Source organism: Streptomyces sp. NBC_01092 (genome assembly GCF_045039535.1).
Lineage (GTDB): Bacteria > Actinomycetota > Actinomycetes > Streptomycetales > Streptomycetaceae > Streptomyces.
On the sequence record NZ_CP108659.1, the window covers coordinates 9,444,020 to 9,463,626 of the forward strand.

19 protein-coding genes and 1 tRNA gene are annotated in these 19,607 nt (G+C 71.5%); 16 read left to right on the plus strand and 4 right to left on the minus strand.

Translation table 11 applies throughout. From position 1 onward, the window contains the following. Positions 1 to 29 precede the first annotated feature (29 nt). The 7 genes from OG254_RS42685 (at position 30) to OG254_RS42715 (ending at position 4,734) form a co-directional block, all read left to right on the plus strand. Positions 30 to 932 carry a LysR family transcriptional regulator gene (locus OG254_RS42685; RefSeq protein WP_405593028.1) on the plus strand — a complete coding sequence of 301 codons (903 nt, stop codon included), beginning with the start codon at positions 30 to 32 and terminating at the stop codon, positions 930 to 932. 46 nt (positions 933 to 978) lie between these two features. Continuing rightward, a complete protein-coding gene (locus tag OG254_RS42690) occupies positions 979 to 1,575 on the plus strand; it encodes a helix-turn-helix domain-containing protein (RefSeq protein ID WP_405593030.1) in 597 nt (198 codons plus the stop codon). After that, complete coding sequence (locus OG254_RS42695; protein WP_405593032.1) at positions 1,572 to 2,084, plus strand: GNAT family N-acetyltransferase; 513 nt, start codon at positions 1,572 to 1,574, stop codon at positions 2,082 to 2,084. The genes OG254_RS42690 and OG254_RS42695 overlap by 4 nt, the downstream gene beginning before the upstream one ends. 110 nt (positions 2,085 to 2,194) lie before the next feature. Then, positions 2,195 to 2,680: a YfbM family protein gene (locus OG254_RS42700; RefSeq protein ID WP_405593034.1), complete on the plus strand. Its 486-nt coding sequence runs from the start codon at positions 2,195 to 2,197 to the stop codon at positions 2,678 to 2,680. 71 nt (positions 2,681 to 2,751) lie between these two features. Beyond that, positions 2,752 to 3,111 carry an MmcQ/YjbR family DNA-binding protein gene (locus OG254_RS42705; RefSeq protein WP_405593036.1) on the plus strand — a complete coding sequence of 120 codons (360 nt, stop codon included), beginning with the start codon at positions 2,752 to 2,754 and terminating at the stop codon, positions 3,109 to 3,111. Between the two features lie 132 nt (positions 3,112 to 3,243). Further along, entirely contained in the window at positions 3,244 to 4,560 is a 1,317-nt protein-coding gene (locus OG254_RS42710) for an MFS transporter (protein WP_405593038.1), read from the plus strand. A 100-nt stretch (positions 4,561 to 4,660) separates the two neighbouring features. Beyond that, positions 4,661 to 4,734 (plus strand) — tRNA-Pro (locus OG254_RS42715). A 76-nt stretch (positions 4,735 to 4,810) separates the two neighbouring features. On the opposite strand, the gene OG254_RS42720 is transcribed toward OG254_RS42715, so the two are convergent. The 4 genes from OG254_RS42720 to OG254_RS42735 all read right to left on the minus strand — a co-directional run bounded on the left by OG254_RS42720 (position 4,811) and on the right by OG254_RS42735 (position 8,135). After that, a complete protein-coding gene (locus tag OG254_RS42720) occupies positions 4,811 to 5,299 on the minus strand; it encodes a thioesterase family protein (RefSeq protein WP_405593040.1) in 489 nt (162 codons plus the stop codon). After that, positions 5,296 to 6,258: a 3-hydroxyacyl-CoA dehydrogenase NAD-binding domain-containing protein gene (locus OG254_RS42725; protein WP_405593042.1), complete on the minus strand. Its 963-nt coding sequence runs from the start codon at positions 6,256 to 6,258 to the stop codon at positions 5,296 to 5,298. Before OG254_RS42725 ends, OG254_RS42720 begins: the two co-directional genes overlap by 4 nt. Positions 6,259 to 6,295: 37 nt before the next feature. Then, positions 6,296 to 7,183 (minus strand): 3-keto-5-aminohexanoate cleavage protein, encoded by an 888-nt coding sequence (locus OG254_RS42730; protein WP_351200924.1) that lies wholly within the window; start codon positions 7,181 to 7,183, stop codon positions 6,296 to 6,298. Between the two features lie 136 nt (positions 7,184 to 7,319). After that, positions 7,320 to 8,135, minus strand: coding sequence for an IclR family transcriptional regulator (locus OG254_RS42735; protein ID WP_405593044.1), 816 nt, complete (start codon positions 8,133 to 8,135; stop codon positions 7,320 to 7,322). Positions 8,136 to 8,353: 218 nt separating this feature from the next. Between OG254_RS42735 and OG254_RS42740 the strand changes: the two genes are divergently transcribed. From OG254_RS42740 to OG254_RS42780, 9 genes are all read left to right on the plus strand, one after another. Further along, on the plus strand, positions 8,354 to 9,928 hold the full coding sequence (locus OG254_RS42740) for an ABC transporter substrate-binding protein (RefSeq protein ID WP_405593046.1): 1,575 nt from the start codon (positions 8,354 to 8,356) through the stop codon (positions 9,926 to 9,928). Beyond that, complete coding sequence (locus OG254_RS42745) at positions 9,909 to 10,943, plus strand: ABC transporter permease (RefSeq protein WP_405593048.1); 1,035 nt, start codon at positions 9,909 to 9,911, stop codon at positions 10,941 to 10,943. Before OG254_RS42740 ends, OG254_RS42745 begins: the two co-directional genes overlap by 20 nt. Then, positions 10,943 to 11,821: an ABC transporter permease gene (locus tag OG254_RS42750; protein ID WP_405593050.1), complete on the plus strand. Its 879-nt coding sequence runs from the start codon at positions 10,943 to 10,945 to the stop codon at positions 11,819 to 11,821. Before OG254_RS42745 ends, OG254_RS42750 begins: the two co-directional genes overlap by 1 nt. After that, on the plus strand, positions 11,818 to 13,743 hold the full coding sequence (locus tag OG254_RS42755; RefSeq protein WP_405593052.1) for an ABC transporter ATP-binding protein: 1,926 nt from the start codon (positions 11,818 to 11,820) through the stop codon (positions 13,741 to 13,743). Before OG254_RS42750 ends, OG254_RS42755 begins: the two co-directional genes overlap by 4 nt. After that, positions 13,740 to 14,819 carry a serine hydrolase domain-containing protein gene (locus OG254_RS42760; RefSeq protein ID WP_405593054.1) on the plus strand — a complete coding sequence of 360 codons (1,080 nt, stop codon included), beginning with the start codon at positions 13,740 to 13,742 and terminating at the stop codon, positions 14,817 to 14,819. Before OG254_RS42755 ends, OG254_RS42760 begins: the two co-directional genes overlap by 4 nt. Continuing rightward, positions 14,816 to 15,352, plus strand: coding sequence for a thioesterase family protein (locus OG254_RS42765; RefSeq protein ID WP_405593056.1), 537 nt, complete (start codon positions 14,816 to 14,818; stop codon positions 15,350 to 15,352). The genes OG254_RS42760 and OG254_RS42765 overlap by 4 nt, the downstream gene beginning before the upstream one ends. 156 nt (positions 15,353 to 15,508) lie before the next feature. Continuing rightward, complete coding sequence (locus OG254_RS42770) at positions 15,509 to 16,669, plus strand: acyl-CoA dehydrogenase family protein (protein ID WP_405593058.1); 1,161 nt, start codon at positions 15,509 to 15,511, stop codon at positions 16,667 to 16,669. A gap of 10 nt (positions 16,670 to 16,679) precedes the next feature. Continuing rightward, entirely contained in the window at positions 16,680 to 18,806 is a 2,127-nt protein-coding gene (locus OG254_RS42775; RefSeq protein WP_405593060.1) for an acetate--CoA ligase family protein, read from the plus strand. Then, positions 18,799 to 19,605 carry an enoyl-CoA hydratase-related protein gene (locus OG254_RS42780; RefSeq protein ID WP_405593062.1) on the plus strand — a complete coding sequence of 269 codons (807 nt, stop codon included), beginning with the start codon at positions 18,799 to 18,801 and terminating at the stop codon, positions 19,603 to 19,605. Before OG254_RS42775 ends, OG254_RS42780 begins: the two co-directional genes overlap by 8 nt. Positions 19,606 to 19,607: the final 2 nt, after the last annotated feature.

The following is a 19,607-nucleotide window of genomic DNA, read 5'->3' on the forward strand; positions in this document are numbered from 1 at the left end:
GGCCCGGACATATTGCGATAATCGATCTCATGATCGAAGCGCGGCGGCTCCACATCCTCCGTGCGGTGGCCGACCACCGCACCGTGACGGCGGCTGCCGCCGCGCTGTATCTCACGCCCTCCGCGGTCTCCCAGCAGCTCGCGGCCCTGGAGCAGGAGACGGGCCACCGCCTGGTGGAGCGCGGCGCCAAGGGCGTACGGCTGACCCCGGCCGGCGAGATCCTCCTCAGCCACACCAACGCCGTCCTCGCCCAGCTGGAGCGGGCGGAGGCCGAGCTCGCGGCGTACAGCTCGGGTGCCGCCGGCACGGTCACGGTCGCCTCCTTCGCGACCGGCATCGCCCAGGTCGTCGCGCCGGCGGTGGCCCGCCTCGCCGGGACGTCCCCCGGCATCCGCATCCGTGTCCAGGACGCCGAGGGCGACGCCAGCCTGCCGATGGTGCTGGACCGGCAGGTCGACATAGCCGTGGCCGTCGAGTACCGCGGGGCGCCGCCCGCCGACGATCCCCGCCTCGCTCACGTACCGCTGTACGCCGAGCCCTTCGACGCGGTCGTCCCGGTCCGCCACCGGCTGGCGGACAAGTCCGAGGTCCCCCTCGCGGAGCTGGCCAAGGACACCTGGATCGGCCCCTACCCCGGCAACCCCTGCCATGACGTGGTCGTCCTGGCCTGCGAGAACGCCGGCTTCCAGCCCCGCCTCGCACACTCCTCGGACGACTTCCGCGCGGTCGTCGCCCTCGCCTCGGCCGACGCCGGAGTGGCGCTCGTGCCGCGCTCGGCGCTGCGCGGCATGGACCTCACCGGGGTCGTCGTACGGCCCGTCGACGGGGTGGCGCCAACGCGCCGGGTCTTCGCGGCCGTACGGCGAGGAGCCGAGGAGCACCCCCTGATCCGGCCGGTGCTGGAGGCGCTCGGGGAGGCGGCGGGGGAGTGAGCCTGCCGTAACATCACCGTTTCACATCTGGGATAGCGTCCCGAATATGAAACAGGAAGTGCGCGAAGCGGGCGCTGGCGACGCCCCGGACACGGTCGACATCCGCCTCGGCGCCCGCCTGGCCGAGCTACGGGCCGAACGCGGCTGGTCCCTGGGTGAGTTGGCGGAACGCAGCGGCATCAGCCGCTCGACCCTGTCCAGGGCCGAGCGAGCGGAGATCAGCCCCACGGCCGCGCTGCTGAACCGCCTCTGCCATGTCTACGGCCGCACCATGTCCCAGCTGCTCAGCGAGGTCGAGACTGAGCCCGCGCTGCTGGTGCGGGCGGCCGAGCAGCCGGTGTGGGAGGACCGTTCCGCCGGGTTCGTACGGCGATCCGTGTCGCCGCCGCACGCCGGACTGCGCGCCGAACTCGTCGAGGGGCGCCTCACCGCGGGCGCCGACATCGCGTACGACCGGCCGCCCGTACCGGGGTTGGAGCAGCACATCTGGGTGCTGGAAGGGGCGCTCGACGTGACGGTTCAGGACGTCGAGCACCGTGTCGGTGCCGGGGACTGTCTGCGGATGCGGGTGTGGGGGCCGACGCGGTTCCGGTGCGCGGGGCCTGGGACGGTGCGGTATCTGCTGGCGGTGGTGCTGCCGTGATCGTGACGCGACTGGACGAGGCCCAACTGCTCGACCGGGCCGATGACTTGGCCGACCTGCTGGTGGACACGGTGGCAGACGGCGCCTCCGTCGGGTTCCTCGCGTCCCTCGACCGTACGGCGGCCATGGCCTGGTGGAAGGAGCGCGCGGCCGCCGTCGGCGCCGGGCGGCTGGCGGTGTGGGTGGCGTGCCGGGCCGGGCGAACCGTCGGCACGGTCGGCCTTGCCTTCGCCGACAAGCCCAACAGCGGTCACCGGGCCGAGCTGGTCAAGCTGATGGTGCACCGGGAGGCGCGGGGACACGGCCTTGGCCGCAGGCTGCTGACGACCGCGGAAGCGGCAGCCGCCGGCGCGGGCGTCACCCTCCTCCACCTGGACACCGAGACCGACAGTCCCGCCGAGCGCCTCTACGACTCGGCCGGCTGGACCCGGGCCGGGGTGATCCCCGACTACGCGGCGAGCCCGGCCGGAGAGCTGCGGCCCACGACGATCTACTACAAGCTCGTGTGACCCCGGACGCCCCCGTGCCGGTGCCGTTGTCAGTGCCGCATGGAACACTCGCCGTCGTTGATCAAGCAGAGGGCGCCGAACGGGCCCTGCATCAAGGGGGATTGCCTGACATGAGTGTGACGATCTCGTTCATCAGCGCGACGACGGAGGAGCTGGACAGGGCGGAGAAGGACCCGAGTTGGGCCCGGGAATTCCTCGACTCGCTGTACGACAGCGACGTCTACCCGTCGCAGGACCGCCCCGACGCCGGGCCGGAGAAGGCATGGGGCGGCCTGCAGTTCCTGTTCGACGAGGCGGAGGTCGGCCCTGAGTTCCTGATGGACGGGTTCATGATCGAGGAGGACGGAACCCTGTTCGGATGGACCGCCGAGCAAATAGAGGGCCTGGCTCGGCAGCTGGGGGCGACCCCCTGGGAGCAGTTGGCGGCTCACTACGACGCGGTGCGGATGACGGAGAAGGACGTGTACCCCAACGTGTGGAGGTTCGACCCCGAGGGCGAGCTGGACTGGCTCAAGCACGCCTACGACGAACTGGTCGCGTTCTTTGCCGCGGCGGCCGAGCGCGGCAACGGGGCGTTCATGAACTTCAGCTTCTAGAGCGCGCCCCCTCGGGCGGGGCCGCCCCCCTCACCAGGTGATTGTCGGTGGTGGGCGCTACCGTGCGTCTCATGCCGGATGCCGAAGACGTACGCCGTATCGCCCTGTCCCTGCCGGATACGACGGAGAAGATCGCCTGGAGCATGCCCACGTTCCGGGTCTCGGGCAAGATGTTCGCCACCTTGCCCGAGGAGGAGACCTCCCTCGCGGTGCGCTGCCCCAAGGAGGAGCGCGACGAACTGGTCCGGGCCGAGCCGGGGAAGTTCTGGATCGCCGATCACGAGGCACAGTTCGCCTGGGTGCGGGCCCGGCTTGCCGCGCTCGAGGACGAGGACGAACTGCGCGACATCCTCGCCGACTCCTGGCGCCAGGCGGCGCCGCCCCGCCTGTTGGAGGCCTATCCGGAGTTGGGGCTGGCGACGGGGGACTGAAACCCGTGAGGCATTGTCAGTGCCCCGTGTCATGACCCGAGGGCAGGAGTGGGAGCCGGGGCGGAGGGGGCCTCGGCTACCACGGGGGCTCGGGTGGCGACGGCGCGGGCGGCGGTTCGGCCGGGGAGGGGCATGACGGACATGAGGGGGATGAAGACGGGCAAGGAGGCCGGGGCGCGGCCGGTGTGGTCGCGGGACTTCGCGCTGTTCTTCGTCGCCCGCGCCGTCGCCCAGCTCGGGGACACCATGTTGCCCGTGGCCCTCGCCGCCGGGCTCCTCCAGCACGGGTACGGCGCCGGCGCGGTCGGTCTCGCCCTGGCCTCGACGTCCGCCGCCTTCGCCGGGCTCATCATCTTCGGCGGCGTCATCGCCGACCGCTTCAGCACCCGCAGACTGATGATCGGCGCCGACCTGGTCCGTCTGTGCACCCAGTCCCTGGCCGCAGTGCTCTTCTTCTCCGGGCATGTGGTCCTGTGGCAGATCTGCGCGATCGGTTTCGTCAACGGCGTCGCGGGCGCCGTGTTCCAGCCCGGCGTCCCCGGCACGGTCCGCCGGCTCGCCACCGACGTCCAGGGCGCGAACGGCACCATGCGGATCGCCGAGGCGGTGGCCCAGCTGGCCGGACCTGCATGCGCGGGAGTGCTCGTCGGCTTCGCGTCACCCGGCGGCGTGTTCACGGCCCACGCGACCACGTACGCCGTCAGCGCCCTGTGCCTCCTCCTGCTGCGCCTGCCCGCGCAGACCCGCTCGCCGGGCGACGCCCGAGTCGATCGAGGAACCCGGGCCTTCCGCGCCGATCTCGTAGAGGGCTGGCGGGAGTTCAGAGCCCGTACCTGGCTCTGGGGCGTCATAGCGGTCTGGTGCCTCTACATGATCACCGTGTGGGGCCCGACCGTCCCGCTCGTGGCGACAGAGGTGGTCCAGCAGCACGGTCCTCGCTCCTACGGCCTGATCAACTCCGCCCTCGGCGCGGGCACCGTCGCCGGCGGCCTGCTCGCGCTGCGGCTGCGACCTCGCCGCATGCTCCGCGCCGGCGCGATAGGGCTCTTCGCCTTCGCCGGCTTCCCGGTGACTGTCGGTGCCGGTCTCGGCGTACCCGCCATGGCCGCGGGAGCGGCCGTCGCCGGTGCCGGCATGGCCTTCTGGAGCGTGATGTGGGCGACGAGCGTCCAGACACAGGTCCCGGCCGATGTCCTCAACCGCATCCACGCGTACGACGTCGCGGGCTCCCTGGCGATGATGCCGGTCGGCCAGGCCATCGCCGGACCGGCCGCCGCGACTCTCGGCGCCGGTCATGTGCTCCTGGTCGCCGGAGGGATGAGCCTCGTCGTCGCGGGCGCGCTGCTCTCGGTGCGGTCGATCCGGAGCCTGGTGCGGGCGGACGCCCCGGCAGCGGCGCGGTCGGCGCCGGTGACGGCGGACGAACGCGTGCGGCCCGAGCCGCACTGAAGCGGACGGGTGCGCATAAACGGGTGCGCGACCACCGACCCGAGTGCGGTATTGTTTCCATGTGCGTTCGGCCAGGGGAAACCCCAGGTCAGGCGGGCATCGGGACGTGGCGCAGCTTGGTAGCGCACTTGACTGGGGGTCAAGGGGTCGCAGGTTCAAATCCTGTCGTCCCGACTTGTTGAGCAGCAAGTCGGAGGCCGTATCGGAACACACCGATACGGCCTCCGGTCGTTTATGGACGCAGACGGCTTCAGGGCTGCGCGATGGAGCGTCCAGCCCACTCAGGGGGCTGTTCCACCAGCGCCGCCAGACGCTCGCGGACGGCTCCCGGGAACGGAGTCGCACGGCCGGCCTTCTGGTCGACGTGGAGAGCGAGCAGTTCGATGGTGGCGACGGGGCCGGCATCGGCCTCCTGCTCCGTCCCGACGTGTATCTCCGTCCCGACGTACATCTCGTGAGTGAACCGCGCTTTCTTCCCGGCCGCACCCAACACCCTTGTGACGACGACGAGTTGGGCGCGATCCGGCACGTCCCGCAGATAGCGGACGTGGGACTCGACCGTGTACATCGAGCAACCGGTGCTCTTGCGGTACTCGGCGTCCATGCCCGTGTGCTCCATCAGCGCGTCCGTCGCGAAGCCGAAGACGAGGACGTAGTACGCCTCGCTCAGATGGCCGTTGTAGTCGATCCACTCCGGGCGCACGGTCTCGTGGAACAGCGGCAGTCGCGGCGTGCTCACTCGGTGCCGGACCCGGGCAGTCGGCCGGTGGCGCGCAGTATGGCGATCACGCCCCGGTCGCGCTCGGCGACCAGGTCGGCGATCGTACGGCCGTCGGCGGCGTCGTCGCAGCCGGCGACGACCGCGTCGTACAGCGACTTGTCCAGTTCCGGGGCCTCCAGCCGCGTCCACGGGGACTTCAGGGACGGGCCGAAGTGGTCGAGCATATGAGCCATTCCGCCCTCGCCGCCTGCGAGTGCGAAGGTGAGCATCGGGCCCATGATCGCCCAACGCAGACCTGGACCCTCGGTGATGGACAGGTCGATGTCGCGGACCGTCGCCTCACCGCCTGCGACCATGTGCAGGGCCTCGCGCCACAGCGCCTCCTGGAGGCGGTTGGCGATGAAGCCGGGCACCTCGCGGTCCATGGTGATGACCGACTTGCCGGCCACGTCGTAGAAACGCGACGCCCACCGCACCGCCTCCGGGTCGGTCCGCTCCCCGCCGACGACCTCCACCAGCGGGATGAGATACGGCGGGTTGAAGGGGTGGCCCACGACGAGCCGGCCCGGGGTGTCCGCCTCGGTCTGCATGTCGGTCATCGGGTAGCCGGAGGTGGAGGAGGCGATGACCACTCCCGCGGGCGTCGCGGCATCCAGCTTGGCCAGCAGTTCGCGCTTGAGGCCGAGCTTCTCCGGCGCGCTCTCCTGCACGAACTGCGCCTCGGCGACGGCCTCTTCGAGGGTGTCCGTCACGGTGAGGCGATCCCTGCTCGCGCCGGGCGCGAGACCGAGTTGTTCGAGCGCGGGCCACGCGGCGTCGACGAGCCGTCGTAGCCGGGGCTCGGCGTCGGGGGCCGGGTCCCAGGCCGTGACGTCGTAGCCACGGGCCAGAAAGTGGGCGACCCAGCCGCCGCCGATCACACCGGCACCCACGCAGGCCACGCGTCGGACGTGCTCAGGTGCGGGAGTCTCCGTCATCCAGGGCTCCTTGAAGTGGAGAGGGGTCAGGTGCGGCTCAGCCGCGTGGCTTGAGACCGAGCTTGAGGCGAGCCTCGTCGGGAGTCGCGACCCGCGCCCCCAGAGCCTCGACGATCGTCACGGCACGCTCCACCAGCTGGGCGTTGGTCGCCTTGACGCCCTTGCCCAGATACAGGTTGTCCTCCAGGCCGACCCGCACATGCCCGCCGAGCAGGATCGACTGGGCGACCCACGGCATCTGCATCCGGCCCAGCGCGAAGCTGGCCCACTGGGCGCCCTCCGGCAGGAAGTTGACCATCGACTGCAGCACACCGGGATCGGCCGGCGCGCCCCACGGGATGCCCATGCACAGCTGGAAGACGGTCGGATCGTCGAGCAGCCCCTCGGCGAGCAGCTGCTTGGCGAACCACAGGTGTCCGGTGTCGAAGATCTCCAACTCCGGCCGCACGCCCAGCTCCTGGATGCGCTTGGCGCCGGTGCGCAGCATGTCGGGTGTGGAGACGTAGAGGTTCGACCCGTCGCCGAAGTTGAGCGAGCCGCAGTCCAGAGTGCAGATGTCGGGCAGCAGGTCCTCGACGTGCGGCAGCCGTTCCAGGCCGCCGACCAGGTCGGTGCCGGGCAGCTGCTTCAGCGGCTCCTCCGGGTCGATGACCAGGTCGCCGCCCATGCCCGCGGTGAGGTTGATGATGACGTCGGTCCCGGTCTCCTTGATGCGCTCGACGACCTCGCGGTACAGGCGCGGGTCGCGGGAAGGCGCTCCGGTCTCGGGATCGCGTACGTGGATGTGGACCGCGGCGGCACCGGCCTCGGCGGCCTGCACCGCCGAGGCGGCGATCTGCTCGGGGGTGACGGGAACATGCGGGCTCTTGCGCACGGTGTCACCGGCGCCGGTGAGGGCGCAGGTGATGATGACGTCCTGGTTCATGGTCGCGACGGTTCCTCTCGGGACGGAGGCAGGCGACGAAGGCCCCACGACCGTAACCGTGCACAGGCCGAAGCATCAAGACCCAGGTTTCATGATGCGTGCAGTCGTCGCGCATTATGAACACCGAGAGGTGCTGTCAGAGCGTCTGCGCCGCCCGCGTGATCTCGTCCGCCGCCGCCCGCGCCAGCGGCCCGAGCGTCGTGAACCGGGACTCGGGCACCCGGTCCTGCGGTCCCCAGATGCTGACCACCGCGAACGGCCGGTCGCGGCCGCCGAGCACCGGCGCCGAAACGCCGTAGAGGTTCCGCTCCATCTCGCCGACGCAGACGCTGTATCCGCGCTCCCGTGTCTGCTCCAGTTCCGCCCGCAGCCGCGCCCGGTCCGTGACCGTGGTGTCGGTGTAGGCCTCCAGCCGGCCGGCGAGCAGCGCGTCCGCCTCGGCCTCGGGCAGCCAGGCCAGCAGCGCCTTGCCGGTCGACGTGGCATGCAGTGGCACCTGGCGGCCCAGCCACTTGGCGCTCAGCACGACCGGCGGGGTCACCTCGTCGATGTACGTCAGCCCGAGCTGCTGCACCACGGCCAGGTTGGCGGTCTCTCCCGTCTGCTCGCTGACCCGGCTCAGCGTGCCGTGCGCGCGCCGGATCAGGCCGTCGAAGCCCGCCGCCGAGGCCATCCGGGCCACCGTGAAGCCGATCGTGTAGCGGTTGGTGACGGGGCTGCGCTCCACCAGGCCGAACTGCTCCAGCGTGGACAGCAGGCGCCAGGCCGTGGCGCGGTTGAGGTCGCACCGTGCGGCCAGGTTGGAGGCCGTGTCGCCGTCCGGCGCGCTGTCGGCCGTCGCCTGCAGCAGGATGATCGCCCGCTCCAGAGACTGGACTCTGCCCGACGGGCCGCCGCCCTCGGCGGCCGGGGTGGAGTCGTTGGTGACGGCGGTGGGCTCGGCCTTTGACATGCGCGTCCCTTTCTCGGCTCTGGACGGATGGCGTGTGCTCAGCACTTGACGGTTGACGTGCGGACGGCGGGTGGTTCCGGGGCCGCGCCCGGCCAGGATCCGCGGCCGGGGTGTCGGACGTTACCCCTTGACCCGCTTGGCCGTCGTCCCTATCTTCTCATCATCCGTGCGGCCGTCGCGTCATATGAACGTCTTGTGATCTGAAGGCGAGGCCAGCCATGCCCGACACCCATTCTCCTCCCCGCGCGATGACGCGCAGAGATCTCCTCCGGAGCGGTGCCCTCCTCGCCGCCTCCCTGCCGGCCGCCGGCGCACTGACCGCCTGCACCGCGAAGAGCGTCGCCCCCTCGAACGGCAGGCCGGTGCGCGGCGGCGCCCTGCGCGTCGGCGTCAGCGGTGGCGGCGCCAAGGACACCCTCGACCCGCACAATCCGCTGTCCTACCCGGACCAGGCGCGGGTGGTGAACCTGTACGAACCGCTGTTCACCCACGACGCCGACTACCGCCTGAAGCCCTTCCTCGCCGAGTCCGTCGAGCCGTCGAAGGACGGACGGACCTGGCTGTTGAAACTGCGCCCCGGCGTCGAGTTCCACAACGGCAAAACCCTCGACGCCCGCGACGTCATCGCGACCCTGCGCCGCATCGTCGACCCCAAGGCGCCCACGGCCGGCGCGACCAGCCTCTCGGTGATCGACGCGAAGGCCCTGCAGCGCGTCGACGCCACCACCGTACGCATTCCGCTGAAGTACCCGTACGCCCTGCTGGAGGACCTGCTCGCGCAGTACAGCCTCGGGATCGTCCCCGAGGACTTCGACCTGAAGCGACCCGTCGGCACCGGGCCGTTCGTGTACGGCTCGTTCAGTCCCGGCGACCGGTCGACCTTCCGCCGGTTCGCGGGGCACTGGCGGCGCCCGGCCTACCTCGACGAGCTGCACATCCTCGACTTCCCCGACGACACCGCGAAGATCAACGCCCTGCTGAGCACCCAGATCGACGCCATCGACAACCTCCCGCCCGCCTACATCGACATGATCAAGAAGCAGGGCGGTCAGGTGCTCGTCTCCCAGACCGGGTCCTGGACCCCGATCACGATGCGCGTCGACACCGCGCCCTTCGACGACGTGCGAGTGCGCCAGGCCTTCCGGCTGATCGTCGACCGGCCCCAGATGGTGGAGCAGGTCCTCGGCGGGCAGGGCCGGATCGGCAACGACCTCTACGCCCCCTTCGACGCCGCCCACGACAAGGAACTGCCACAGCGCCACCAGGACCTGGGCCGTGCCAGGTCACTGCTGAAGGCAGCCGGACGCGAGGACCTCACCGTGGAGCTCGTCACCTCTCCCGGAATCGGCTCGGGCGCCATCGAGGCGGCCCAGCTCTTCGCCCAGCAGGCCAAGGGCGCCGGAGTGAAGGTCAAGGTCCGGATCGCCGACTCCGCCACCTTCTACGGCGACCGCTATCTGAGCTGGCCCTTCGCCCAGGACTACTGGTTCACCCGCAACTACCTGCCCCAGGTGGACGCCGGGTCTCTTCTGACCTCCCCGTACAACGAGACCCACTGGAACGATGCGGAGTTCAACACCCTCATGGACCGGGCCCGCCGCGAATTCGACACGAGCAAACGCAACGAACTCCTGAGATCCGCCCAGAGGATCGAGTACGAACGGGGCGGGCACATCATCTGGGGGTTCAAGAACCAGGTCGACGCCTACGGGGCCAACGTCACCGGCTTCACGCCGAACCGCAATCTCCCGCTCTCCAACTACGAGTTCCGCAATGTCTCGGTCAGCGGCTGAGGCCGCGGCGATTCCCGCGACAGCCCGGTCCATCCGTCGCGACGACGCCTCCTCCGCCGCCCGCACCTGGACCCTCTGGCTGCTGCGCCGTATCGGTCTGGCACTGCTCACCCTCTGGCTGATCTCGCTGCTCGTCTTCACCGCCACCCATCTGCTCGGCGACCCCGCCCAGGCCATCCTCGGCCGCACCGCCACCCCCGAGCGCCTCGCCGCCCTGCGCGACCGGCTCGGCCTCGACACTTCCGTCGTCCACCAGTACTTCTCCTGGCTCGGTGGCGTCCTCACCGGTGACTTCGGCACCTCGCTCGCCACTCAGGGACCGGTGTCCACCCTCCTCGGCGGCAAGATCGTCAACAGCACGGTGCTGGTCCTGGTGTCCGCGGTGATCATCGCCCCGCTGTCCGCCCTGATCGCCCTGTACACCGCGCGCCGCCGCGACACGGCCGCCGACCACGTCGTCCAGGTCCTCCTGCTGACCACGGCCGCGCTGCCGGAGTTCGTGATCGGCATCCTCCTGGTCACCCTCTTCTCCACGGTCGTCCTCACCTGGCTGCCCTCCGTGGCCGTGTCCTGGACGGGCAGCCCCTGGACGGACCCGGTCGTCATGATCCTGCCCGTCGCCACGCTGACCCTGGCCGTCGTCCCGTACGTCGCCCGCATCCTGCGCGCGAGCCTGATCGAGGTCCTGGAGAGCGACTACGTGGAGATGGCCCGCCTCAAGGGCGTGCCCGAGCGCAGGGCCGTCGGCCGGCACGCCCTCGGCAACGCCGTCGTCCCCGCCATCCAGGTCATGGCACTCCAACTGGCCTGGCTCGCCGGGGGAGTCGTCGTGGTCGAGAGCCTCTTCCTCTACCCGGGGATCGGCACCGCGCTGGTCGACGCGGTACGCAACCGCGACGTACCGGTGATCCAGGCGCTGGCCCTGCTCATCGCGGCCGTGTACGTCGTGGTGAACCTGATCGCCGACGTCCTGACCATCCTCGTGACACCGAAGCTGCGAACGGGGGTGCGGTGATGACCACCGCTGCGCTCGACGTACCGGTCCGCGCTCGACGCCCGCGCCTGCGCGGAGCCCTGGCCTCCGTCCGTACCTGGGTCGGCATCCTGCTCACCGCGCTGGTGACGGCGATCGCCTTCCTCGGCCCCTTCCTCTCCCCGCACGGCGAGAACGACATCGTCGGGGCGCCGTACTCGGACTCCGCGCCAGGTGCGCTGCTCGGTACCGACTACCTGGGGCAGGACGTATGGAGCCGCCTGCTCGCCGGCGGCAACTGGGTCGTCGTCACCGCGGTGCTCGCCACCCTGCTCGGCATGGTCCTCGGCGTGGCGGCCGGACTCGTCGCCGGGTACGCGCGCGGCTGGGTGGACGAGGTCGTCATGCGGGTCTGCGACGTCGTCCTCGCCTTCCCGCAGATCGTGCTCGTCCTGGTGCTGCTGTCGGTGGCGGGCCCCGAGCGATGGCTGGTCGTCGTGGTCGTGGGCGTCTCGCACGCGCCCCGCGTCGCCCGGCTGACCCGGGGCATGACGACCGGCCTCGCCACCCGCGAGTTCGTCCAGTCCGCCGAGGCGCTCGGTGAGAAGCGGTCCCGGATCCTGTTCGCCGAACTCCTGCCCAACATGACGGCGCCGCTGCTGGCCGAACTCGGGCTGCGCCTGACGTACTCGGTGGGCCTGGTCGCCTCGATCGGCTTCCTCGGCTTCGCCTCCGATCCCAGCGCCGCCGACTGGGGCCTGATGATCAACGAGAACCGCCTCGCCCTCGCCGTCCAGCCCTGGGCGATCCTCGCCCCCGTCCTCGCCATCGCGGTCCTCGCCCTCGGCACCAACCTCATCGCCGACGGCATCGCCCGCTCGGCCGCCGGGGCCGACCTCAGCAAGGGAGCGAGCTCATGAGCACCCCGACCAGGTCCACGAACGCCCCCTCCTGTTCCGTCTCCGGGCTGCGGGTCGTGCTCGGGCGCGGTGGGCCGGATGTCGTCGACGACATCGCCTTCGACGTCGCCGAGGGCGAGATCCTCGCGCTGGTCGGCGAGTCCGGCAGCGGCAAGACCACCATTGCCACCGCCCTGCTCGCCCACACCCGGCGCGGCGCCCGTATCGACGCCGGAACCGTCCGCCTCGACGGCCGCGACCTGCTCGCCGCCCCACCCCGCGAGGCGCGGGGGCGCCGCGGCTCCGAGGTCGCGTACGTGCCCCAGGACCCCGCGGCCTCCCTCAACCCCGTGATGAGGATCGGCCGCCAGATCCGTGAGGTGCTCGACGTGCATCACGCCGGCACCCCTGCCGAGCGTGACGCGCGGGTCCGTGAGGTCCTCGCCGAGGTCGCCCTGCCCGGCGACGACGCGTTCCTGCGCCGTTATCCGCACCAGCTCTCCGGCGGACAGCTCCAGCGGGTGGCCATCGCGATGGCGTTCACGCTACGCCCCCGGGTGCTGGTCCTGGACGAACCGACGACCGGCCTCGACGTCACCACTCAGGCCCATGTCCTCGCCACCGTACGGGAGTTGTGCGCCCGGCACTCGGTGGCGGCGGTGTACGTCACCCATGATCTCGCGGTGGTCGGCGAGCTCGCCCACCGGGTCGCGGTGATGTACGCGGGCCGGATCGTCGAGATCGGCCCGCGCGAGCGGATCTTCGCGGCGCCGGCGCATCCCTACACCCGGGCACTGCTGGTGGCCGTCCCGAGCGTCACGGAACCCCGGGTCCTCGAAGGCATACCCGGCAGCGCGCCGTCACCAGGCCGCCGGCCCTCCGGCTGCCGCTTCCACGACCGGTGCGCGTTCGCGGAGGCGGAGTGCGCCGAGCACGAGCCGGAGTTGACCGCGGTCCGGAGTGGGACGTCCGGGGCGCCGGACCGCACCGATGACGCCGGACCCGCCGCGACCGGCGACGTTCCCGTACTCACCGCAACCGGCGAAGTTCCTGTACTCACCGCAACCGGCGACCTTCCCGTGCTCATGCGCTGCCGCCGAGCCGACCATGTGCGCGCCCAGCCACTGGAGTTCACCGTGGCCGCACCCGTCGGCACCGGCCGCCCCGAACCCGTGCTCACCGTGCGCGGCCTGACGGCCCGCTACGGGAATCGGCCCATCCTGCACGGCATCGATGTGGAGGTGGGCCGCAACGAGTGCGTGGCCGTCGTAGGGCAGTCCGGCAGCGGCAAGTCGACTCTCTCCCGCGCCATCGGGGGGCTCCACGAGGAGTGGAACGGGACCGTGTCCTTCCAGGGCACACCGCTGCCGCCGGGTGCGCGCAGCCGCAGCCGTGAACTGCGCAAGGCGGTCCAGTACGTCTTCCAGAACCCGTATCTCGCCCTCAACCCCCGCATGACGGTGGGGCGGATCGTCCGCCGTCCACTGGAGCTGTTCGGCCTCGCCCGCGGCGCGGACGCCACCCGGCGCGTACATGAACTGCTCGGCCAGGTGATGCTCTCGCCCGCGGTGTACGACCTGCGGCCGGACCGGCTCTCGGGCGGTGAGCGCCAGCGCGTCGCCATCGCTCGCGCGCTGGCCTGCGAGCCCGAGCTGCTGATCTGCGACGAGGTGACCTCCGCCCTCGACGTCTCCGTCCAGGCCGCGATCGTGAGCCTGCTGGAGGAACTGCGGGCGAGTCGCGGCCTGTCGATGCTGTTCGTCACCCACAACCTCGCCCTGGTCCGCTCCCTCGCGACCCGGGTGGCCGTGCTGTCCGACGGACTGATCGTGGAGGAGGGGCCGACGGCCGACGTACTGGACCGGCCGTCGGCCGCCTACACACAGCAGTTGCTGCGGGACACGCCGGGGCGGGCGGACGAGCCCGTCGGGGAGGGCGCGTGAGTGTGGACAGCCTGCTCGAACCACAGCGCTGGTACCCCTTCTCCACGGAGATCGCGGCCGCCGCGACACCCGCTCCCTGGCCCACCGCCGTAAGGTCTCTGACGCCCCGCATCACCGGCGCCGGACGCACCATGGACCTGGCCGAGTTCCTGTCGTTCACCCACACCACCGCACTCGTCGTGGTCGTGGACGACACCCTCGTCCACGAGTGGTACGCCCCCGGCGTCAGCCCCGACGACCGTCTGCTCGGCAACTCGGCCACCAAGTCGGCGCTCGCGCTGCTGGTCGGCCAGGCGACGGACCTGGACGTGGACGCACCCGCGACCGACTACGTTCCGGAGCTCGCAGGGAGCGGATACGAGCAGGTGACGGTACGTCAACTTCTCACGATGACAACCGGGGTGGACTGGACGGAGGACCACCGCGACCCCACCTCACCGGCGTCCCGGCTCGTCGCCTGCGTCCGCGAGGGTACGGGCGGCCTGCGCAAGCAGGTGCTCGGCATCCCGCCCGGCGGCGAACCGGGCAGCTGCTTCACCTACTGCACCGCCGACTCCGTCGTTCTCGACTGGGTGCGCGAACGCGCCACCGGCCTCGACTTCGCCACCCACCTCTCCCGCCTCTGGCAGTCCCTGGGCGCCGAACGTCCGGCCGTCGTCGGCCTCGACGCACACGGCGTCGCCATGGCCGGCGGTGCACTCGCCGCGACGGCCCGCGACTGGGCCCGGCTGGGCCGGCTTCAGATCGACGGCAGCCAGGGAGGGCGACAGCTGGTTCCGTACGACTGGGTGGAGGATTCGAGCCGCCCGTCGCAGCCGTTCCTCGAACCGGGCCGGCTGCCCAGCACCATCACCACCCACGCGGGCTTCGGCCACCACTGGTGGCCCCTGGACCGCAGCGGCCGCAGTGTCACCGCCGACGGCATGCGCGGCCAGTTCGTGTACGTCGACCGGGCCCGGCGCGTGGTCGTCGTCAAGACGTCGGCCTGGCCGCACGGGGACGCCTGGGCCGACCGCCAGTACCGCGACCTGTGCTATCTGGCGCTGCCCGCCATCGCCGAGGAGGTCTGCCCATGAGCCACGGGATCGTCACCCCCTACGAGGGCCGGGGGCACGGCGGTTGGGACCCCAACACACCGATCCCCGCCCCGCTGGCCCTGCACCGAGCCACCGTCTCCAAGACCTGGGTGGACTACAACCGCCACCTCAGCGAGTCCTGCTTCCTGCTCGTCTTCGGCGACAGCTCCGACTCCTTCTTCCGCTGGGTGGGTGTGGACGAGGCCTATCGCGCGGCAGGCCACTCCCTCTACACCGCCGAGACACACCTGCACCACCTCGGCGAGGCGAGCGAAGGCGACCCGCTGCGGCTCACCCTGCAGATCCTCGACGTCGACGACAAGCGGCTCCACCTCTTCCACGCCATGTACCACGAGGACTCCGGCGCGCTGCTCGCCACCGCCGAACAGATGCTGCTGCACGTCGATACCGAGGCCGGGCGCGTCGCGCCCTTCGCCGGCTTCCTCGTCGAGCGGCTGACCGCCATCCGCGCGGTGCACTCCCGCCTGCCCGTGCCCGAGGCGGTGGGCCATGTGATGGGCATCCCGCGGTAGCGCTCCGCTGGATGTGCCGTGATGTGCCGTCGTTCGTCTGCGGCGGCGTCGTGGCCGGTCGCGCCCACGCGGCGGAGCCGCACATTGATACAGCCCCGCGCCCCTTTGGGGCGTTGCCGAACCACCCCGTCAGGACCCTGACCCACAGGAGGCTCCATGGACTTCGGGCTCACCCCCGAACAGCACCTCGTCGTCCACACCGTCCGCGCCTTCGTCGAGGCCGAGCTCTACCCCCACGAGGACGAGGTCGAGCGCCTGGACGACATTCCCGCCGAACTCGCCGGGCAGATCAGGAAGAAGGCCCTCGACGCCGGTCTGTACGCCCCCAACATGCCGGAGGAACTCGGCGGCGGCGGCCTGGACCCCGTCGCGTTCACCCTCGCCGAACGCGAACTCGGCCGCGCCTCCTACGCGTTGCAGATGCTGGTCTCCCGCCCCAGCAACATCCTCCAGGGCTGCACGGGCGACCAGATCGAGACCTACCTCCTGCCGACGATCCGCGGGGAACGCCACGACTGCCTCGCCATGACCGAACCCGGCGCCGGCTCCGACGTCCGCTCGATGCGCACCCGCGCCCGGCGGGTCGACGGCGACTGGGTGCTGAACGGCACCAAGCACTTCATCAGCCACGCCGACACCGCCGACTACGTCATCGTCTTCGCCGCCACCGGCGTGGAGCGCACGGCACGCGGCGAGCGCAACCTGATCAGCGCGTTCCTCGTCGACAAGGGCATCCCCGGTTTCGAGGTGCGCCGCGGCTCGGCCTGTGTCTCGCACCGCGGCTACCACCAGTGCGAACTGACCTTCACCGACTGCCGCATACCGGCGGGGCAGTTGCTGGGCGAGGAGGGCAAGGGCTTCGAGCTGATGGGGCAGTGGCTGAGCGCAAGCCGCCTCACCGTGGCGGCGACCAGCGTCGGCCGAGGACAGCGCGTGCTGGAGGCGGCCGTGCGCTGGGCCGCCGAACGCGAGCAGTTCGGGCAGCCCATCGGCCGCTTCCAGGGCACCGGCTTCAAACTCGCCGACATGGCGACCGATCTGGCGGCGGCCGAGCTGCTGACCCTCTCGGCCGCCTGGAAGCTCAGCCACGGCCGGATGACCGACCAGGACGCGGCGATGGCCAAGCTGCACGCCTCGGAGGCGCTCGGCAGGGTCACCGACCATGCGGTCCAGATCTTCGGCGGTATGGGTCTGATGCAGGAGACGGCAGTGGAACGCCACTGGCGGGACGCCCGCGTGGAACGCATCTGGGACGGCACCAGCGAGATCCAGCGGCACATCATCTCGCGGGCCCTGCTGCGCCCGCACGGGGCCTGAGGAGCGAGGGATGGCATCGCCCTCCCTCGACACGTCCCGGCCCGCCCGCGCCGGCAATCTCCAGCGCCTCCTGGCGCCCCGGCACATCGCGGTGTTCGGCGGGCGGCACGCGGCGGAGGTGATCCGCCAGTGCCGGAGCGTCGGCTACGACGGTGCCCTGTGGCCCGTGCATCCGACGCGGCGCACGCTGGAAGGGCTGCGCTGCCACCCCGACGTGGACGCCCTGCCCGAGGCACCCGACGCGGCCTTCGTCGGCGTACCGCGCGAGCCGACCGTCGACGTCGTCGCGGCTCTCGCCCGGCGCGGCGCCGGCGGGGCGGTGTGCTACGCGTCCGGCTTCGCCGAGAGCGGTGGCGCCGGCACCGAACTGGAGCAGCGCCTGGTGGCGGCGGCCGGGGACATGGCCGTCGTCGGCCCCAACTGCTACGGCATCCTCAACTACCTCGACGGCGCGGCCCTCTGGCCGGACCGGCACGGCGGCGCGAGGGTCACCCGCGGGCCCGCGATCATCACCCAGAGCGGCAACATCGGCCTCAACCTGACCATGCACCGGCGCTCGCTCCCGCTGTCGTACCTGATCGCTGTCGGCAACGGCGCGGGCCTGCGGCTGCACGAGCTCGTCGAGGGACTGCTCGACGACCCCCGGGTGACGGCCATCGGACTCCACATCGAGGGTCTGGAGGACGTGGCGGGATTCTCCCGGACTGCCCTGAAGGCCCTGCGGCAGGGCGTCCCCCTGGTCGCGTTGAAGGCCGGCAGCTCACCGCTCGGCGCGCGGACCGCCCTCAGCCACACCAGCTCCCTGTCCGGATCGGACGCGCTCTACGATGCCCTGTTCCGGCGCGTCGGAGTGGCCAGGGTCCGCGACCTGCCCGGGCTGCTGGAGACGCTGAAGTTCCTCACCGTGCACGGGGCGCTGCAGGGCACGCGGATCGCCTCGATGAGCTGCTCCGGCGGCGAGGCCTCCCTGGTGGCCGACCTCGCCCAGCCGCGCGGCGTGACGCTGCCGGGGTTCGCGAACCGGACGGCGGAGCGGCTGAGCTCGCTGCTCGGCGAGCGCGTCACTGTCGCCAACCCCCTCGACTACCACACGTACATCTGGGGCGACCGCACGGCGCTGACCGAGTGCTACGAGGCCGTCCTTGACGCCGACGTCGACGCCCGGCTGCTCGTCCTGGACCTGCCCAGGCCGGGCACCGGGGGCACGGCGGCCTGGGACACGGCGGTGGAAGCACTGATCACCGCGCACCGGGCCGTCCGGTCCGCCACCTGTCTGGTCAGCTCGCTCCCCGAAGGGCTGCCCCAGTCGACCGGAGCGCGGCTGCTCGACGAGGGCATCGCCCCCATGCAGGGACTCCCGGAATGCCTGGACGCCATTGCCGCCGCAGCAGCCATGGGTGCCGCGCGGGCCGGTGCCGACCACATCCAGCCGCTCACCGCCCACCCGCCGCCGCACACCGGCACGTCCCGCACCCTCGACGAGTGGCAGGGCAAACGGGCCCTCGCCGCCGGCGGCCTGCCCATCCCCGAGGGGGCCCTCGCCGCCGGCCCCGACGAAGCGGCCCTTCGTGCCCGGGAGCTCGGCTTTCCCGTCGTCCTCAAGGCCGTCTCGGCCACCCTCACGCACAAGACCGAGGCAGGAGCCGTACGCCTGGACCTCGCGGATGCCGGACAGGTACGTCAGGCGGCTCACGACATGCTCCGCCACGGCCTGCCGGGCCGCTTCCTCGTCGAGCGGATGGTGCGCGACCAACTGGCCGAGCTGATCGTCGGCGTGCACCGCGACCCCCAGTTCGGCGTCGCCCTGACCGTCGGCGCGGGCGGAGTCCTCGTGGAACTGCTCCGTGACACGGCCACCGTGCTCCTCCCCGCCACGCCCGACGAGATCCGCGCCGCGCTCCGCTCCCTGCGGACCTGGCCGCTCCTCGACGGCTACCGGGGACGGCCCAGGGCCGACACCGAAGCGGTCGTCGAGGCCGTGACCGCCGTCGCCGCCTACGCACGCGAGCACGCGGCCGACCTCACCGAACTGGACGTCAATCCCCTGCTGGTACTCCCCGAGGGGCGCGGAGCCTACGCCGCCGACGTACTGATCCGACTCACCCGTCCCGCGCAGGAGGACCGGCCCCATGACTGAGCCCGACGCCGTCACCGACTCCGCGGTACGGCTCACCACCGACGACGGAATCCTCGTCGTCACCCTCGACCGGCCGAAGGCCAACGCCGTGGACGTCGCCACCAGCCGCGCGCTGTACGCCGCGTTCGAGCGGCTGCGCACCGATCCGGGGCTGCGGGTCGGGATCGTCACCGGCGCCGGCGAGCGGTTCTTCTGCGCCGGCTGGGACCTCAAGGCCGCCGCGGCGGGAGAGGCGGTCGACGCCGATCACGGGCCGGGCGGCTTCGCGGGACTGACCGAGTTCTTCACTCTGGACAAGCCCGTCATCGCCGCCGTCAACGGCCTCGCCCTCGGCGGCGGCTTCGAACTCGCCCTCGCCGCCGACCTGATCGTGGCCGCCGAGCATGCGGAGTTCGCCCTCACCGAGGTCACGCTGGGTCTGGTCCCGGACTCCGGGGGCGTCCTGCGGCTGCCGCGGCGCCTCCCTGCGGCGATCGCCGCCGAGATGCTGCTCACGGGGCGCCGGATGGCCGCCCCCGAAGCGGCTCGCTGGGGACTCGTCAACCAGGTGGTGCCGGGCGACAGGCTTCTCGCGTCCGCGCTGTCCCTGGCCAGCCGGATCAGCCGGGGCGCCCCGCTGGCCGTCTCGGCGATCAAGGAGATCACGCGTATGACGGAAGGCCGGCGGGTGGAGGATGCGTTCGCCACGATGCGCGGCTCCGGTACGCCGGCCTATCGTGCGGTCCTCGACTCGAAGGATGCCGAGGAAGGCGCCCGCGCCTTCACGGAGAAGCGACGGCCGGTGTGGACCGGGCGCTGACT

Coding starts and splice junctions, on each gene's coding strand:
- OG254_RS42745 (WP_405593048.1), top strand. CDS start 9,909: ATGTCTCGGTCAGCGGCTGAGGCCGCGGCGATTCCCGCGACAGCCCGG.
- OG254_RS42775 (WP_405593060.1), top strand. CDS start 16,680: ATGGCATCGCCCTCCCTCGACACGTCCCGGCCCGCCCGCGCCGGCAAT.
- OG254_RS42700 (WP_405593034.1), top strand. CDS start 2,195: ATGAGTGTGACGATCTCGTTCATCAGCGCGACGACGGAGGAGCTGGAC.
- OG254_RS42705 (WP_405593036.1), top strand. CDS start 2,752: ATGCCGGATGCCGAAGACGTACGCCGTATCGCCCTGTCCCTGCCGGAT.
- OG254_RS42740 (WP_405593046.1), top strand. CDS start 8,354: ATGCCCGACACCCATTCTCCTCCCCGCGCGATGACGCGCAGAGATCTC.
- OG254_RS42755 (WP_405593052.1), top strand. CDS start 11,818: ATGAGCACCCCGACCAGGTCCACGAACGCCCCCTCCTGTTCCGTCTCC.
- OG254_RS42770 (WP_405593058.1), top strand. CDS start 15,509: ATGGACTTCGGGCTCACCCCCGAACAGCACCTCGTCGTCCACACCGTC.
- OG254_RS42685 (WP_405593028.1), top strand. CDS start 30: ATGATCGAAGCGCGGCGGCTCCACATCCTCCGTGCGGTGGCCGACCAC.
- OG254_RS42735 (WP_405593044.1), bottom strand. CDS start 8,135: ATGTCAAAGGCCGAGCCCACCGCCGTCACCAACGACTCCACCCCGGCC.
- OG254_RS42690 (WP_405593030.1), top strand. CDS start 979: ATGAAACAGGAAGTGCGCGAAGCGGGCGCTGGCGACGCCCCGGACACG.
- OG254_RS42730 (WP_351200924.1), bottom strand. CDS start 7,183: ATGAACCAGGACGTCATCATCACCTGCGCCCTCACCGGCGCCGGTGAC.
- OG254_RS42765 (WP_405593056.1), top strand. CDS start 14,816: ATGAGCCACGGGATCGTCACCCCCTACGAGGGCCGGGGGCACGGCGGT.
- OG254_RS42750 (WP_405593050.1), top strand. CDS start 10,943: ATGACCACCGCTGCGCTCGACGTACCGGTCCGCGCTCGACGCCCGCGC.
- OG254_RS42710 (WP_405593038.1), top strand. CDS start 3,244: ATGACGGACATGAGGGGGATGAAGACGGGCAAGGAGGCCGGGGCGCGG.
- OG254_RS42780 (WP_405593062.1), top strand. CDS start 18,799: ATGACTGAGCCCGACGCCGTCACCGACTCCGCGGTACGGCTCACCACC.
- OG254_RS42725 (WP_405593042.1), bottom strand. CDS start 6,258: ATGACGGAGACTCCCGCACCTGAGCACGTCCGACGCGTGGCCTGCGTG.